Origin of the sequence: Rhizobium sp. SL86 (assembly GCF_026672545.1) — a bacterium.
Taxonomy (GTDB): domain Bacteria; phylum Pseudomonadota; class Alphaproteobacteria; order Rhizobiales; family Rhizobiaceae; genus Neorhizobium.
Genome location: NZ_JAPPRJ010000005.1, coordinates 115,861 through 129,762 on the forward strand (window position 1 = coordinate 115,861; position 13,902 = coordinate 129,762).

General features: G+C 61.6%; 11 protein-coding genes and 2 pseudogenes. 3 read left to right on the forward strand and 10 right to left on the reverse strand.

The window, feature by feature from the left end:
* Nucleotides 1-58: 58 nt before the first annotated feature.
* Nucleotides 59-652 (reverse strand): recombinase family protein, encoded by a 594-nt coding sequence (locus OU993_RS18780; RefSeq protein ID WP_268160068.1) that lies wholly within the window; start codon nucleotides 650-652, stop codon nucleotides 59-61.
* A 154-nt stretch (nucleotides 653-806) separates the two neighbouring features.
* On the opposite strand from OU993_RS18780, the pseudogene OU993_RS18785 reads away from it, so the two are divergent.
* Nucleotides 807-3,780: pseudogene (locus OU993_RS18785) on the forward strand (Tn3 family transposase).
* A gap of 53 nt (nucleotides 3,781-3,833) precedes the next feature.
* A pseudogene (locus OU993_RS18790) lies at nucleotides 3,834-4,391 on the forward strand (nitrilotriacetate monooxygenase); the annotation flags it as partial.
* A 112-nt stretch (nucleotides 4,392-4,503) separates the two neighbouring features.
* On the opposite strand, the gene OU993_RS18795 reads toward OU993_RS18790, so the two are convergent.
* From OU993_RS18795 to OU993_RS18810, 4 genes are all read right to left on the reverse strand, one after another.
* A complete protein-coding gene (locus tag OU993_RS18795) occupies nucleotides 4,504-5,049 on the reverse strand; it encodes a flavin reductase (protein ID WP_268160070.1) in 546 nt (181 codons plus the stop codon).
* Between the two features lie 14 nt (nucleotides 5,050-5,063).
* Nucleotides 5,064-6,158, reverse strand: coding sequence for an LLM class flavin-dependent oxidoreductase (locus OU993_RS18800; RefSeq protein WP_268160072.1), 1,095 nt, complete (start codon nucleotides 6,156-6,158; stop codon nucleotides 5,064-5,066).
* Nucleotides 6,155-6,874, reverse strand: a complete 720-nt coding sequence (locus OU993_RS18805) for a GntR family transcriptional regulator (protein ID WP_268160074.1) — start codon at nucleotides 6,872-6,874, stop codon at nucleotides 6,155-6,157. Before OU993_RS18805 ends, OU993_RS18800 begins: the two co-directional genes overlap by 4 nt.
* Nucleotides 6,875-6,988: 114 nt before the next feature.
* Nucleotides 6,989-7,795: an aspartate/glutamate racemase family protein gene (locus OU993_RS18810; RefSeq protein WP_268160076.1), complete on the reverse strand. Its 807-nt coding sequence runs from the start codon at nucleotides 7,793-7,795 to the stop codon at nucleotides 6,989-6,991.
* Between the two features lie 125 nt (nucleotides 7,796-7,920).
* Here OU993_RS18810 and OU993_RS18815 point away from each other — a divergent pair, with 125 nt between their 5' ends.
* Entirely contained in the window at nucleotides 7,921-8,460 is a 540-nt protein-coding gene (locus tag OU993_RS18815) for a winged helix DNA-binding protein (protein WP_268160078.1), read from the forward strand.
* Here OU993_RS18815 and OU993_RS18820 read toward each other — a convergent pair whose 3' ends face one another.
* The 5 genes from OU993_RS18820 to OU993_RS18840 form a co-directional block, all read right to left on the reverse strand.
* Nucleotides 8,461-9,243 carry a cyclase family protein gene (locus OU993_RS18820; RefSeq protein WP_268160081.1) on the reverse strand — a complete coding sequence of 261 codons (783 nt, stop codon included), beginning with the start codon at nucleotides 9,241-9,243 and terminating at the stop codon, nucleotides 8,461-8,463. It abuts the gene before it with no gap.
* An 11-nt stretch (nucleotides 9,244-9,254) separates the two neighbouring features.
* On the reverse strand, nucleotides 9,255-10,505 hold the full coding sequence (locus OU993_RS18825; protein ID WP_268160083.1) for an SDR family NAD(P)-dependent oxidoreductase: 1,251 nt from the start codon (nucleotides 10,503-10,505) through the stop codon (nucleotides 9,255-9,257).
* A complete protein-coding gene (locus OU993_RS18830; protein ID WP_268160085.1) occupies nucleotides 10,502-11,680 on the reverse strand; it encodes a thiolase family protein in 1,179 nt (392 codons plus the stop codon). The genes OU993_RS18825 and OU993_RS18830 overlap by 4 nt, the downstream gene beginning before the upstream one ends.
* A gap of 26 nt (nucleotides 11,681-11,706) precedes the next feature.
* The gene (locus OU993_RS18835; protein ID WP_268160087.1) at nucleotides 11,707-12,135 is read right to left on the reverse strand and encodes an organic hydroperoxide resistance protein; all 429 of its coding nucleotides are present in this window, start codon (nucleotides 12,133-12,135) and stop codon (nucleotides 11,707-11,709) included.
* 103 nt (nucleotides 12,136-12,238) lie between these two features.
* A complete protein-coding gene (locus OU993_RS18840) occupies nucleotides 12,239-13,867 on the reverse strand; it encodes an AMP-binding protein (RefSeq protein ID WP_268160089.1) in 1,629 nt (542 codons plus the stop codon).
* Nucleotides 13,868-13,902: the final 35 nt, after the last annotated feature.

The following is a 13,902-nucleotide window of genomic DNA, read 5'->3' on the forward strand; positions in this document are numbered from 1 at the left end:
GACGGACACATAGGCAGTCCCGGAAGGGGTCGGAACAAGATTTGCGTGAAATCGTACGCTAAGGCTGAACGGAGCGTGAACTCTCATCTCTGACCCGCATGATGGTCTGTCGGCTGGTTCCGAATTTCCTGGCGATCGCCGAAACGCTCATCTCTTTTGCGAGATCGTCACGCACGCCCTGTTTCTGTTCCTCGTTGAGTGTCGAGGGTCGTCCGAGGATCTTGCCTTCGGACTTTGCCCGCCTGAGGCCGGATTGGGTGCGTTCGATCAGCAGATCCCGTTCGAACTGCGCGACGGCATTAAGAACCTGCATGGTCATGGTGCCGGATGAACTGGTGAGATCGGCACCACCCAGAGCGAGACAATAAACTTTCACGCCCATCTCCGCGAGGGCCTTAACAGTGGTGCTGACATCGATGGCGTCACGACCGAGCCGATCAAGCTTGGTGACAATGAGAACGTCACCGGATTCCAGCCGGTCCATGAGTTTGGAAAAGCCACGGCGCTGCGCGATTGCCGTGCTGCCGGAAACTGTCTCGGTGACGATCCGGCGCGGCTCGACCTGAAAGCCGGCGGCCTCAATTTCCTGAATCTGGTTTTCGGTAGTCTGTCCGGTCGTTGAGACACGGACATAAGCAAAAGTGCGTGGCATGGGGTCAATTTCGTCCGAATAGGCTGTCCGAAATATCTTCTCTGTCCTAAATCCTGTCAAGATAATTTGTGGACAGGGTGCTTTACGCCTGTACGCAATCGACCGTTTTCGGACAGAGGATCGGCCACCCAGCGCGTACTAAAGGAGTGAAACGGTGGCCCGACGAAAGCTTCTTCATGCACAGGATCGACGGGGGCTGTTTGATATTCCGACGGATGAGGAAAGCCTGATCCAGCACTACTCTCTGTCGCCAGCCGATCGGCTGGAAGTCGAGCTTCGCCGACGGGGACATAACCAGCTCGGGTTTGCCGTGCAGCTCTGCCTGATGCGTTATCCCGGTCGGACACTGCTACCAAACGAAACCCCGCCCGCTGCGATGCTCAATTATGTCGCTGGGCAGTTGAACGCCGATCCTTGCCTATTCGAATTTTATGCCCGGCGTGAGGAAACCCGCCGAGAGCATACTGCTTACCTTCTCGGATATCTCGGGATGAAAAGTGCAACGCCGCAAGACCGTCGCGCCGCCTTGCTGGCAGGGATCGAAGCCGCTGCGACAACAGACAAAGGAGTGACGATCGCCAAGGCAATCGTCGGTTCCTTTCGAGATCGTCGAGTTCTGTTACCGGCAATCAATACGATCGAGCATCTGGGCCTGACCGGTCGCCGCATCGCCCGTCGTCGTGCCGAGAGCGCAGTACTTTCAGGTCTCGATCCGGAAAAGCTCCGAACCCTTGATGCATTGTTAGACGTTGATCCGTCGATCGGGCAGACGCGCCTTCATTGGCTGCGGTCTGGTCCCGACGCGCCGGGCGCCGACAACCTGGTCGGATTGACGGAACGCATCGCGTTCTTGCGCTCGCTCGGGATCAATCCCCGGTTACAGGCCCGCATTTCCTCTGGGCGATGGGAGCAGATGGTTCGCGAAGGCGATGCAGCGCCGGCCTGGCTTGCCGAAGATTATGGCGCCAGCCGGCGGCGCGCGACAATCGCGGCGCAAATCATCAAGCTTGGCCAGAAGCTCACAGATGATGCGGTGATGATTTTTATTAAACTGATGGGCCGGCTGTACTCGAAGGCCAACAACCAGAAAAAGCAGCGTCACATGGACGCTCGTCTTGAAACATCCCAGGCACTCCGGTTGTTCCTCGACACGATCGTCGCCCTCCAGACTGCCAATGACACCGATGAAGATGCGCTTGCGACGGTCAATCGGCAAGTTGGCTGGCATCGACTGCTTCAGATCAAGCCCGGTCTTGAAGCGATGGTTGAAAGCGCCGGTGCTTCGCCTCTGGTGCTGGCGGCCGAGCAGCATGGCAATATCCGGAAGTTTGCAGGGGCCTTCCTTCAGGCGTTCAAATTTAAATCACGCCGCCGACACGATCCGCTTCTGGCGGCGGTCGCGGCTCTGCAACTGCTTTATGCAGAGGCCCGGCGCGTTCTGCCGGATCGCGTGCCTGTCGGCCATCTCGGGCCAACCGAGAAAAAGCTCATCTTCGAAGAAGGAAAACCGGATCGGCGGCTTTACGAGATTGCGACCCTCACGCATCTGCGCGACCGACTGCATCGGCGAGACGTGTGGGTCGAGGGAAGTCGATCGTTTCGACCGATCGATGAAGATCTGATGCCGAGGCCGGCCTTTGTCGCCCTGAAGGAAGAAAACCAGCTCGGCCTTGGTGTTCCAAGCGATTGCGCTGCCTGGCTGGCAGAGGTTGGGCAGACGATGGACACCAACCTCAAACGCTTGGCCTGGCAGGCCCGTTTCGGGAAACTCGATGGTGTGAGAATGGAGAATGGCACGCTTATCGTGACGCCGCTTGCCAGCAATGTACCGGCCGCAGCCGAAGCCCTGAATGCCGAAATCACGGAGATGTATCCCCTTGGTCGAGGTCCCCGATCTCTTGCGGGAAGTGCATGAGTGGACCGGGTTTGCGGACCAGTTCACCCACGTCCGAACTGGCGATGTGCCCCAGAACGTCGCTGCCATGCTGGCCGGTGTACTTGCCGACGGCACGAATCTCGGCCCAAAACGGATGGCCGGAGCCTCGAAGGGCATCAGCGCTCGTCAGATCGGCTGGATGCGTAGCTTCCATACCCGCTCCAACACCTACCGGGCGGCACAGGCGGCCGTGACCGACGCCCACACCAGACATCCGCATTCGCAAATTTGGGGCGAAGGAAGGACCGCTTCATCCGATGGGCAGTTCTTCCGAGCCAGCGATCGGGCTGCCAGACGCGGCGACATCAATCTTCACTATGGCAGCGAGCCTGGCACGAAATTCTACAGCGGGCTATCCGACCAATACGGCTACTACAGCATCCTGCCGATCAGCCCGACGGAAAGCGAGGCCGTGTATGTTCTCGACGGCTTGTTCGACCACGACACCATTTTGGAGATCGAAGAGCTGTTTACGGATACCGGCGGCGCTAGCGACCATGTCTTCGCGCTGTTCTGCCTGATTGGCAGGCGCTTCTCGCCGCGTCTTCGCAACATCAAGGACCGGAAGTTCCACACCTTCGAGAAGGCCGATAGCTATCCGACGTTGGCAAATCACATCGGGGCGCCCATCAATACCGCGCTCATCATGGAGCATTGGGACGAACTGCTGCGCCTTGCGGCCTCGATCATGACGCGTGCCGTCGCACCATCGACGATCCTAAAGTGGTGCTCGTCATCAAAATCCAGTGAGTTGGCCAAGGCATTGCGCGAACTCGGTCGCATCGAGCGCACCATGTTCATGATCGAATGGTATTCCAGCACGGCGCTGCGCCGGCGTTGTCAGGCCGGCCTCAACAAGGGAGAAGCCGCGCACAAGCTGAAACGCGCCGTCTTTTTCCATGAGCGTGGCGAAATCCATGACCGCTCTTTTGACAGCCAGGCGTTCCGTGCCTCCGGGTTAAATCTGGTGGTCAGTGCCATCGTGCATTGGAACACCGTTTATCTCAGCCGGGCGACGGCCCACCTGCGTCAGCAGGGTCGGCATATTCCTGACGAATTGCTGAAACATGTCTCGCCGCTCAGTTGGGAGCACATCAATCTCACCGGCATCTATTCGTGGGACGCCGAGCAGCAAATGCCAGACGGCTTTAGAGAGCTGCGGTTTCCCGGAAGAAACCTGCGCGCCGCATGATGTTCATACTCCGTTCGACCTTAACGTACGATTTTCCGCAAATCTTGTCCCGACCCCTCTTTCCGGTGCTTGGCGGGACGGAAGCGGAAGCCAAGGCGAACTTCGAATACCTGCAGTCGCTGATCCTTCCCTCCATCGCCTGGAACATTCTCGAACGCCATTACAAGGGCGTGGACCTTTCTGGATATTCGCTCAACGATCCCGCACCACCCTTGCCGCGGGAGACCGAGCTCAACAAGAGCCGCTTGCGGCTCGTCACGGACCTCGTCGAGCGCAACAACCTGACGCTGCGTGAATTCTACCTGGCGGTTGCCACCGCCCGCGATCATCGCACGGTTGTCGGCACGCCCGAGCAGGTTGCCGATGCGATAGAGACTTGGTTCGAACAGGGCGCGGCGGATGCCTCCAACATCATGCCGCCGATCCTGCCGACGGGCCTCACCGATTTCGTCGACCAGGTGGTACCGATTCTGCAGAAGCGCGGCCTCTTCCGCACGGAGTATAAGGGACGGACGCTGCGCGAAAATCTCGGGCTGAAGCGTCCGGCCAATCGTTTCACCGTTGTGGAGGCGGCGCAAAGGTCTGTACGGGAGGCAGACCGTCTGCCGTAACGCGCAAGGGGCTATTGTTCCGTTTGGCCGAACGAGTAGCCGACGTTCATTCCATCTGCTGCAATGCCGGACGGCGCGAGTGCACCGCGCTGGCATCACAGACGCTGAAACGTCACAAGGCCAAGGAGGCGGCCGGACGGATTTCGTGATAATTGCGGGCGAAATAGACGAGAGCTTCCGTCTCCGATCCTTCGGTAATGCCGAGCACCCGGCAGAAAAGGATGCGGTGGGTGCCTTCCTCGGCCACCGATGCAACGCGGCAGTCGAAGGAAATCAGGGCGCCGTCAAGCTGCGACGCACCGCTCGGGGCCGGCGTCCACTCAGCAGCCCGGAACCGGTCCTCCATGGCAGGACCGCCGCCGAAAAGAACCGACAGAGCCTGCTGCCGCGGCGACAGCGTATTGACGCAGAGCACGCCGTTCTGGCGGAGCGCCTCCAGCGAGGACGACGCCTTGTTGACGCAGACCAGCAGGGTCGGCGGCGTGTCGGTCACGCTGCAGACCGCCGAGGCGGTAAACCCGAAGCGTCCCGCCGGACCGTCGGTCGCGACGATATGGACGGCGGCGGCGAGCCGGGCCATGGCATTGCGAAACGCGACTTTCGTCGGCCCTTCGGCCTCGCCGCCTGATGTTCCGGGGGTGTGGGATGTCGTCTCCATGCGTTGCCTCCCGCCTACGAGGTGCGCAGGCCCGCCCGCTGCAACAGCGGCAAAACGCGGTCGCAGAAGAAGGGCAGTTCGTAGAGATAGTTCACAAACGTCAGCGCAATACCGGAATAGCCCTGCTGCGAGATCGCGACCATCTGCTCGACAATCCGCTCGGGCGTGCCGATCAGCGGATAGCTGCCGGCACCGCCCGCAAAGCGCTTTCGGTAACGCTCATAGGCGTCGCTGTCGTGAGAATGGGAAAATTCCTTCTTGCCGGCCATGTGCTGGTCCACCGCCGCCGTGTCCGCCAGCGTCACGGCATAACGCTCATAATAGTCCTCCGCCTCCTGCTGGCTTTCGCGGCACACCACGTGGCAGACCGTATAAGCGCCAACCTCGCGCCCGATCGCGTCGGAGCGGCCGCGAATGTCCTCCACATGCTTGCCGGCCTCCGCGATTTCGGTGAAGGTGGTGAAGAGATAATCGCAATGCGCCGCGGCAAAGTCTCGACCCGGCCCGCCGAAAGCGGCATTCATCGTGACTGGACGAGGAGACTGGAGGCTTGCCGGGCGAGAGACCGCGTTCTTCAACGTATAATAGGTGCCGTCGTAATCGAAGGTTTCCTCGGACGAATAGGCCCTTTCGATGATCTCGATCCATTCTGCTGCCTGGTCATAGCCCTTCTCGACCAAGGGAATGCCGAACATGCCGAATTCTTTTGGATTCCAGCCGCAGACAATATTGAGGCCGGCGCGTCCACGACTGACATGATCAACGGTCGCGAGCGCCTTGGCGGCATAGAGCGGATGGACGATCGGCACATGGACGGTCATGAAAAGGCCGATCCTCTGCGTTGATGCGGCGAGCGCTGCCGCCCAGGTGAATGTCTCGAACGACCATTCCCGCACCCTGTTCTTGCCACCAAATCCCGCCCATCGTGCGATCGGCAGGAAGAAGTCGAGCCCGGCGCGATCCGCCATCTGCACAGCGTTGAGGTTGTCGTCCCAGGTCGCCTTCCAGCGCTCGGGTACATCTGTGATTGCGAGGCCGCCATCGGCGTTGGCGGAGAATACACCGAGCTTCAGTTTGTTCGGTCCCTTAAGCGGATGCAGGTTGGTCATGTTCCCTCATTTCCTCTGGTTGTTCTGCTGTTGTTGCGGCGCCCCGGCCTGACACTCGCCTGCCGTTCAACTCGTCTCGCGCGTGCGGCGAGGTAAGCGGTCTCGGCCGCGAAGAGAAAGGCGGTCATGCGATCCTGTGAGGCAAGCGAATCCCGAGCGGTCAGCGCGTCGAACAAGGCACTCAGGGCATCGACATAGACGCGACGGGTTGCAGCATCGGAAAACGTATCGAGCCGGATCGCCTGAAAATAATCCATGAAGCGGGAAATGGTCGCCGCCATGTGCCGGTTGCGCACACAGCCGAGCCAGGCATTCCGGAATGCCAGGTTAGCCTTGATGAGGCTCCTAAGGTCATCCACCGCATGGGCCTCATGGATCCTTTCCATCGAGCGCGCCAGTTCCTCGGCCGCATCGGGGGTCAAATCGCGCGCCGCCGCCCCGGCTGCGCGCGGTTCGAGTTGGCGGCGCAACTCGAAGATCCCTGCAATATCTTCGGGAGAAAGAACCGGTAGCACGAAGCCACGTGTCGATCCCACGAGATAGCCTTCCGCAACCAGCCGCAACAGCGCCTCGCGCGCCGGCATCCGCGACGCGCCATAGGCTTCGGCGATGTCGGTATCCACCAGCCGGTCATCCGGGCCGATCTCGCTGAGTTGCAGGCGCCGCCGAAGGTCGGCGTAAAGCGATTCCACGAGATTGAGATTGCGTACGGTCATGAGCTTCTCCTGCCCGTAACCGTATACAGTTCTCGCAACATTTCAAGCTTAGAACTCTGAACATTCCAATTTTGGCCAATTATAGTAGAGAAAGTCGCTATTTTCCGTATACAGTTACCGCATTGATCCGCCACCTGACTGACCGCGCCCGCCTGCCACCAGCGCACGGAAATCATCAATGGCCTGTTGTGGCGCCTTCGCGCACCAGGGGCCCCGGCTAGGCTCGATGCCGTTCAACGCCTTCAGACGCACCTGCATTTCGGCAGACTTCAAGGCGACAGCGGCGCAGTTGATCACCGGCGCATGACCGATCCGCAAGCCGTACTCGCCTCCGATCAAGAGACCCGGCAGGACCCCCGCTGGCACCACCACGTCGGCACCGTCCTGCACCAGCGGTTCGGCGCAGGCGCGAAACGCGTCGAGCATGCGCGTTTTTGCCTCTTCGTCTCCCGCAAAACAGGCGGAAAAGTCAGACGGGTCCGCATTCAAACCCTTCACATGGCTGATCCGGCCGGCAAGGCCGTAGAGATCGCCCTGTTCGAGATGCATCGAGCGAAAGACGTCATCCAGCGTCACCAGTGCAATGCGGCGTCCCATCTGGGCGGCGAAATGCAGGGTCGCCTCGCCGGTCCCCACCACCGGAATCGATACAGCAGACTTCAACTCGTAGAGGCCGGGATCCTGGAAATGCCCCATCACCACGGCATCATAGCCCTGCAGTTCCGCTTGGATGCCGTTGTCGATCGCAAGGATCGCGCATCGAAACTCGGAGAGCCGACCGAAGGAGCGGTCCGGCGGACTGATGCCATGCACGTCGACGGTCGTTCCTGGCTCCGCAATGGCGTTCAGATAGTCCGTCAGCCGCCTCATGTAGGAAGCGCTTGCCGTTTGATCGATGAAGCTCTGCCAGAAGATGCGCATGGCCTGATATCCTTCCTGCGGGGTTGGCGTGCGGGCAAAGCCCGGTTTCAATCTAAAATTAAGGGATAAGGTTCACCGCTGGCTCGTGCTAGGGATCGCACTACGACAGTGAGAGGAAAGCCACCATGACCAGCCCAGACAGCCCGACCGCTGAGTTCGACCCCGATGGCGCCGGCAAGGAAATGGCTCTGACAGATTTCGAATGGTCGCTCTGGCGCGTGTCGTCCGCCTTCCTGCGCTGGCAAAGCGAATGCGCTTCGGTTCTGGCGGGTGCCACGCTCAGCGGCCACGACACCGCGGTGCTGCACACGATCAAGTATCGCGACAGGCCCAAGGGTCTCTCGGAGATCTCCAGGCTGCTGGGACGAGACGACACGGCCAACGTGCAATACGCCATAAAGAAGCTGCTGGTGCTGAAGCTGATCGAACGGGTCAGCGGTCGTTCCCGCAAGGAGACGATCTATACCTTGTCGCAAAAGGGTCTGCAGTTGACCAAGGAGTATCGCCGTCTGCGCAAGGAGTTGCTGGTAACCTCGGTGGGCAAGCTGAAGGATGTGGAAGGAGCGCTGAAAGCGTCGGCCGAAATGCTCGAACTGCTCAGCAGTTTCTACGACACCGCATCGCGCCGTGCTTCGACCAGTCATCAGGCCACCGCCAAGCCCTGATCAGCCCCGTGGAACCAGCGCCAGAACCCTGAGCGGGCTGCCGGAGCCATGCAGGATCTTCAGCGGCGCGGCGATGATCATCGTCCCGGTCGGCGGCAGGCGATCGAGATTCGTCAAGCATTGCAGCCCGTATCTGCCGGCACCGTGCAGGAAGTGGTGCGCGGGATAAGGCGGATGAAAATGGCCGCCCTGCCCCGCATCCGTGCCAATGGTTTCCGTCCCGAAGCCGATGATGTCGCGCTCCGCCACCAGCCATTCCATGACCTCGGCATCGGGGCCGGGCGTATGAGCACCGTCCGCGGCCAGATTGGCATAGGCAGCGCCGGACCGCTTCGACCAGTCGGACCGCATTAGGACCCAGGACCCGGCCGGAATGCGCCCGTGGGCGGCTTCCCAGCTCAGCACCTCCGCCTTGGTCAGCAGGAAATCGGCGTCGGCGGCCGCCGACCTCGAGCAATCGATGACGCAAGCAGGCGCGATCATGTGCCTGGTCGGCAGGCAATCCACCGAGTTCAACGGCAGGTCGCGGCCGGTATACCAGTGGACCGGCGCGTCGAAATGCGTGCCTGTATGCTCACCGAAGGACAGGTTGTTCCAGTACCAGGCGGGCCCGGAACCGTCGTAATGGGATATGCGCTCAATGCGGACCGGAGCGGATTGCCCCAGTTCCGGCGGCAGGACGATGGTGGGGAAATCCGGCGAAAGCGTCTGGGTGAGGTCGACAATCTCGACGGCTCCACCGACGAGTGCTTCCTGAAGCGCACAGAGAACGGGACTGGTCACGGGCTTTCCCTTCACGGCCGTTCACGACCGAGTTCGCGCTCGACCGCTTTCGGGTTTGTCTTCAGACGCTGATGTAGATCCTTGGCGACATCTCCGACATAGATGTCTTCCAGCCCGCGGCGGAGGCCGTCGACCACGGCATCGGCAATTGCCTTGTGAGCGACCTTGGGCTGCTGCAGCGGCTGGAACCATTCGCTCTCGGTCGGGCCGCTCAGTACATTGATGAGCCGTACGCCACCGGCGCCGAGTTCGGCCCGCAGCGCGTGGGAAAGCGCCAGGGCAGCGGCCTGCGTCGCGCCATAGGCGGCAAAGCCCGGGGAATGCGCCTCGGCATAGATCGACAGCAGGTTGACCCAGGCAGCAGCGCCGGCTGCGCCATCGGCACCCCGTGCGATCATGACGGGCGCGAGCGACTGGGCGAGACGCATCATGCCGAAGACGATCACCTCCATCGCATCCCGCGTCGGATTGATCTGGCCGGAAGCAAGAATGCCGCCCGGCCGAACGAAGTCCGCGGTATTGATGACGATCTCGATCTTTGCCCCGTAATCGCGCGTGAAATCGGCAACCGACGTCTCGCTCGTGACGTCGAGCGGCAGCAAGTTCACGCCTTCATGCCGTTCCAGAGCTTCCCGCCCCGCAAACGGCTTCCAGTCCTCCGGCACGCCCACGAAGATGTCCCCGGCGCCGGCTTCCCTCAATCGGGCAACGAGGCTGCCAGTGACCGGATGGCGGCCATCGGTGATCAACACGCGGCGGTGGCGAGGGTCGGCGGTCAGTTCACGCCACTGCGGGTCGTCGGCCATATCGAACTTTCCTTCGCGAGGCGCTGCAAAAAACACGGCCTGACCAGCCTTGTCGAGCTTCAGAAACAACTGCACCGGAATTCCCGTCGTGCATGCGGCGTGAAGATGACACAGCGCGGTTGGCCCGCAATCGAATTGAACGAGGCCCACGCGCCAGGGGGCCCGCTCCCGGAAATAATTGTCCGCTGGCACTTCCGCGGCCGTCACCGACAGAACGAAGCCCGTATCCGGCGCGTCGGCAAGGATGAGATCGGCAGACAGGCAGTTTGGGCAGGCCTCGCGCACGGGATAGGCAAAGGCGCCGCAGCCACCACAGCGCTGCAGGGCGAAACGCCCTTCCGCAGCAGCCGCCGTCAGTTCGTGGGCGCGCCGGCTGCGGGCGGCCGGCGGAAGCAGCGGTTGCCGCGTACGGGCGAGCGGGTTTTTGCGCTGAGGCTTGCCGAAATGACCCGTCATGCGCCGTCTCCCGCGATGATGATCGCGCCGGAGGCGAGGCCGCGGTCATAATTGATCATGCCGAAGCCGGAAGCGAGTGCCAGACGAGCCTTCGCCACCTGCGTCGGTCCCGCCGTTCCGATCACCTGGCGGATCGACTCAACGATGCCGAGATGCCCTCCCGCGGCACCGGCCTGCCCGACGGAAAGCTGCCCGCCGGACGTGTTGTGCGGGAAAGATCCCGAGATCGTGAGGTCATGCTGGCGAACAAAATCCGGCCCTTCCCCCTTGGCGCAGAAACCGAGATCCTCGAACTGCATCATGGAAATGACGGGATAGTCGTCGTAGGTCTGGACGAGGTCGATGTCGCCGGGCGTCACCCCCGCCATTGCGTAAAGTTCATCGATGTCCAAGGCCCACCCGCCCCGTTCCTGCACGGCGTCCTCGGCAAAGGCATGGTGGCGCTCGATCGTCGACAGCAAACGCGCAAACGGCAGATGGAGGCTCCGCGCCATCTCTTCGCGCATGACCAGGAAGGCTTCGGCCCCTGCACAAGGCATGACGCAGTCAAACAGATGGATCGGCTCGGCAATGGCGCGCGCCGCCATGTAGGCCTCGAGGCTCAACGGCTTCTTCATCAAGGCATTGGGGTTCTTCAGCGCATTGTCCCGCTGAGCGACACATATCTTGCCAAAATCCTCGCGCGTGGCACCGAACTTGCGCATGTAGTTCCCCGCGATCAGCGCAAAGCTGACATTCGGACCACCGGAGCCGTAGGGATACACCGCATCCTGGGAAAAGCGGGAGAAGTTCTCAAGAGAATGGCGAAACGAGTCGACATGGTTCGTGTCGGCCCCGATGCATGCGACGATATCCGCGTCACCGGCCTGCACGGCCCGTGCGGCACGGCGCACCGACACCACGCCCGACACGCCGCCCATGGGGACGAAGTCGATGAAACGCGGCGCAAGACCGAAATGCTGCGTCAGACCGATTGCCGTGTCTGGTGCCGTCGAAAAGCTTGCGACGGACAAGCCGTCAAACGCGCGGTGGCTGATACCGGCACCGCCCGCAAGCGCGGCAAGCGCCCGACCGATCCACCACGCCGTGCTGTCGGTCGAGAAGCGGACATATGGGATTGTCACCGGCACTGCCAGGACCACCCCATCATAGGCCTGCCGCTTCCCCTGCACCATGATCCGCCCCTTTTCGCAATCTGTGATCAGATGACGGTCAGCTTGACGTCGATATTGCCGCGCGTCGCGTTCGAATAAGGGCAGCGCTCATGAGCCGCGGCGACGATATCTTTTGCCAATGGCGCGTCGATGCCCGGCAGCGAGACGGCCAGTTCCACAGCCAGCGCGTAACCCGCCGGGACCGGACCGATGCCGACGGTGGCGGACACGGCAGTGTCATCCGCAAGAGCGATCTTGCGGGTGCGAGCCACCAGTTTCACGGCGCCGAGGAAGCAGGCGGCATAGCCGGCTGCAAAGAGCTGCTCGGGATTGGTGCCATCGCCGCCCGGACCGCCCAAAGCTTTTGGCAGGCTGAGCGCCAGCGTGAAGCTGCCGTCAGGGCTTTGCGCACGACCGTCTCGTCCGCCGGTGGCCGTCATCCTGGTTTCGAAGAGAATTTTTTCTGGCTGCAGCATTTCCGTCTCCTGTCAGGATTCTATCCCGTGATTTATCATTTAATTTCTTGCATTGATTGGCAAGAGCGTCCTCAGCCAAACGTTGCGGCGTGCCGAATTTGCGTCAACTCAGTGACGTGTGCCGGAAGCCCGCCTTCCGCTCGCGAAGATCGATCGAAAGCCCGGCATCCACCAACCTCTGTGCTTCGCTGCGCAACACACCGCGCTGAACCTTCTGGGTGGAACTGACAGGCAGCTTTCCGGTGAAGGCCACATGGCCGGGCAGCTTGTGATAGGAGAGGCGCGCCGCCGCGTGGACAAGCAGAGCCATTGCCTGCTCTGTCTCGCGTCCCGGCTCGACCGGCAGCCTCGGCACGACGAAGGCAAAGACTTCCTCGCCCCGGATCTCGTCCGAAACCGGGGTGACCCCAACCACCTCCACATCGGGGTTTGCCATCAGGGCCGCCTCCACCTCCAGCACGGCAATATTTTCCCCGCTGCGGCGCACGATGCTCTTCATGCGGTCGAAGAAATAGAGAAGCCCATCCTCATCGGCATAGACAACATCGCCGGTATGAAACCAGCCGCCGGCCCAGGCCTCTTCGGTCGCCTGCTCATCGCCCAGATAGCCGGCGAAGAAACCACGCCGCGGATCCTTTGCCGAGGCGCGCACCCAGAGTTCGCCAGGCGTTCCCACGGCCACGTCAGATCCCGTCTCGTCCACGATGCGAAACTCCATGCCCTCGCGCGGCCGGCCGATACAGCGTCGCCCCGCCTCATAGATATCACGCGCCGTGCTGGTCACGGCAGCGCCGCCGGTCTCCGTCATCGCCCATGCCTCGACGATCGGCAGGCCGTAGCGCTGTTCGAAGACCGTCTTATGCCGCGCGTCGACGCCGGGTCCGAGCATAAAGCGGGCCCTGTGGGCCCGCTCAGCCGGGTGTTCCGGCAGTTGCAGCAGGATCGCAGGAATGACGCCGAGGGCATGGACGATGGTGGCGCCGCTGTCGGCCACCGTTTGCCACCATTTTCTGGCACTGAAGCGGTCCAGGGGAACGATTGCACCGCCGACCACGATCATGCCGACGGTGGTGCAGCCCAGGGCATTCATGTGGAACAGCGGCAGCGGCGTCAGCGCCACCTCCCGATCCTCCTCCATGCTGGCGATCCCACCCTGAGTCACATACCACTTGGCGAGCTTCATGAAGTAAGCGTTGGTGAGGATGCAGGCCTTGGGCTTTCCGGTGCTGCCGGAGGTGAACAGCAGTGCGCATTCATCTGCAGGCCTGCCACCCCCGGCGCTCCGTCTAGCAGATGCCGCCGGTATGCTTTCCCCCGGATGCATCGATGCGAAACCGTGCGGCGTGCCGGCCGTCACCAGTTCATCGAATTCCGGGTAGGCGACGATCAGTTCCGCCCGGGAAACCTCAATCTGGAAGGCGAGCTCATCCGGCCGCATATCCGGATTGATCGGGACGATGGAGGCGCCGATGGCATTCAGCGCCAGCCAGTGGACGAAGAAATCCGGCCGGTTCTGCAAGAGCAGCGCGACGCGCGAGCCATGGCCGTAGCCAGCCGCGACAAGCTGCACCCTCAGCGCCTCGATGAGGACCAGGACCTCACCATAGCTGTGACGGAACCCTTCTGGTGCATAAGGCAGGGCGGCACTGGCGGGCGCGACCAGGAATGGCAGTTCCGGTCGGGACACCGCTTTCCGTTCGAAGGCCAAAAATGGCGACGTCATCATCTGCATTCCCGCGCCCCTCATTTGCTTTAAACATAAACTAT

What these genes read in the sequence shown, in the direction of transcription:
- OU993_RS18780 (WP_268160068.1), bottom strand. Translation starts at nt 652, where the DNA reads ATGCCACGCACTTTTGCTTATGTCCGTGTCTCAACGACCGGACAGACT.
- OU993_RS18795 (WP_268160070.1), bottom strand. Translation starts at nt 5,049, where the DNA reads ATGGAGACGACATCCCACACCCCCGGAACATCAGGCGGCGAGGCCGAA.
- OU993_RS18800 (WP_268160072.1), bottom strand. Translation starts at nt 6,158, where the DNA reads ATGACCAACCTGCATCCGCTTAAGGGACCGAACAAACTGAAGCTCGGT.
- OU993_RS18805 (WP_268160074.1), bottom strand. Translation starts at nt 6,874, where the DNA reads ATGACCGTACGCAATCTCAATCTCGTGGAATCGCTTTACGCCGACCTT.
- OU993_RS18810 (WP_268160076.1), bottom strand. Translation starts at nt 7,795, where the DNA reads ATGCGCATCTTCTGGCAGAGCTTCATCGATCAAACGGCAAGCGCTTCC.
- OU993_RS18815 (WP_268160078.1), top strand. Translation starts at nt 7,921, where the DNA reads ATGACCAGCCCAGACAGCCCGACCGCTGAGTTCGACCCCGATGGCGCC.
- OU993_RS18825 (WP_268160083.1), bottom strand. Translation starts at nt 10,505, where the DNA reads ATGACGGGTCATTTCGGCAAGCCTCAGCGCAAAAACCCGCTCGCCCGT.
- OU993_RS18830 (WP_268160085.1), bottom strand. Translation starts at nt 11,680, where the DNA reads ATGGTGCAGGGGAAGCGGCAGGCCTATGATGGGGTGGTCCTGGCAGTG.
- OU993_RS18835 (WP_268160087.1), bottom strand. Translation starts at nt 12,135, where the DNA reads ATGCTGCAGCCAGAAAAAATTCTCTTCGAAACCAGGATGACGGCCACC.
- OU993_RS18840 (WP_268160089.1), bottom strand. Translation starts at nt 13,867, where the DNA reads ATGCAGATGATGACGTCGCCATTTTTGGCCTTCGAACGGAAAGCGGTG.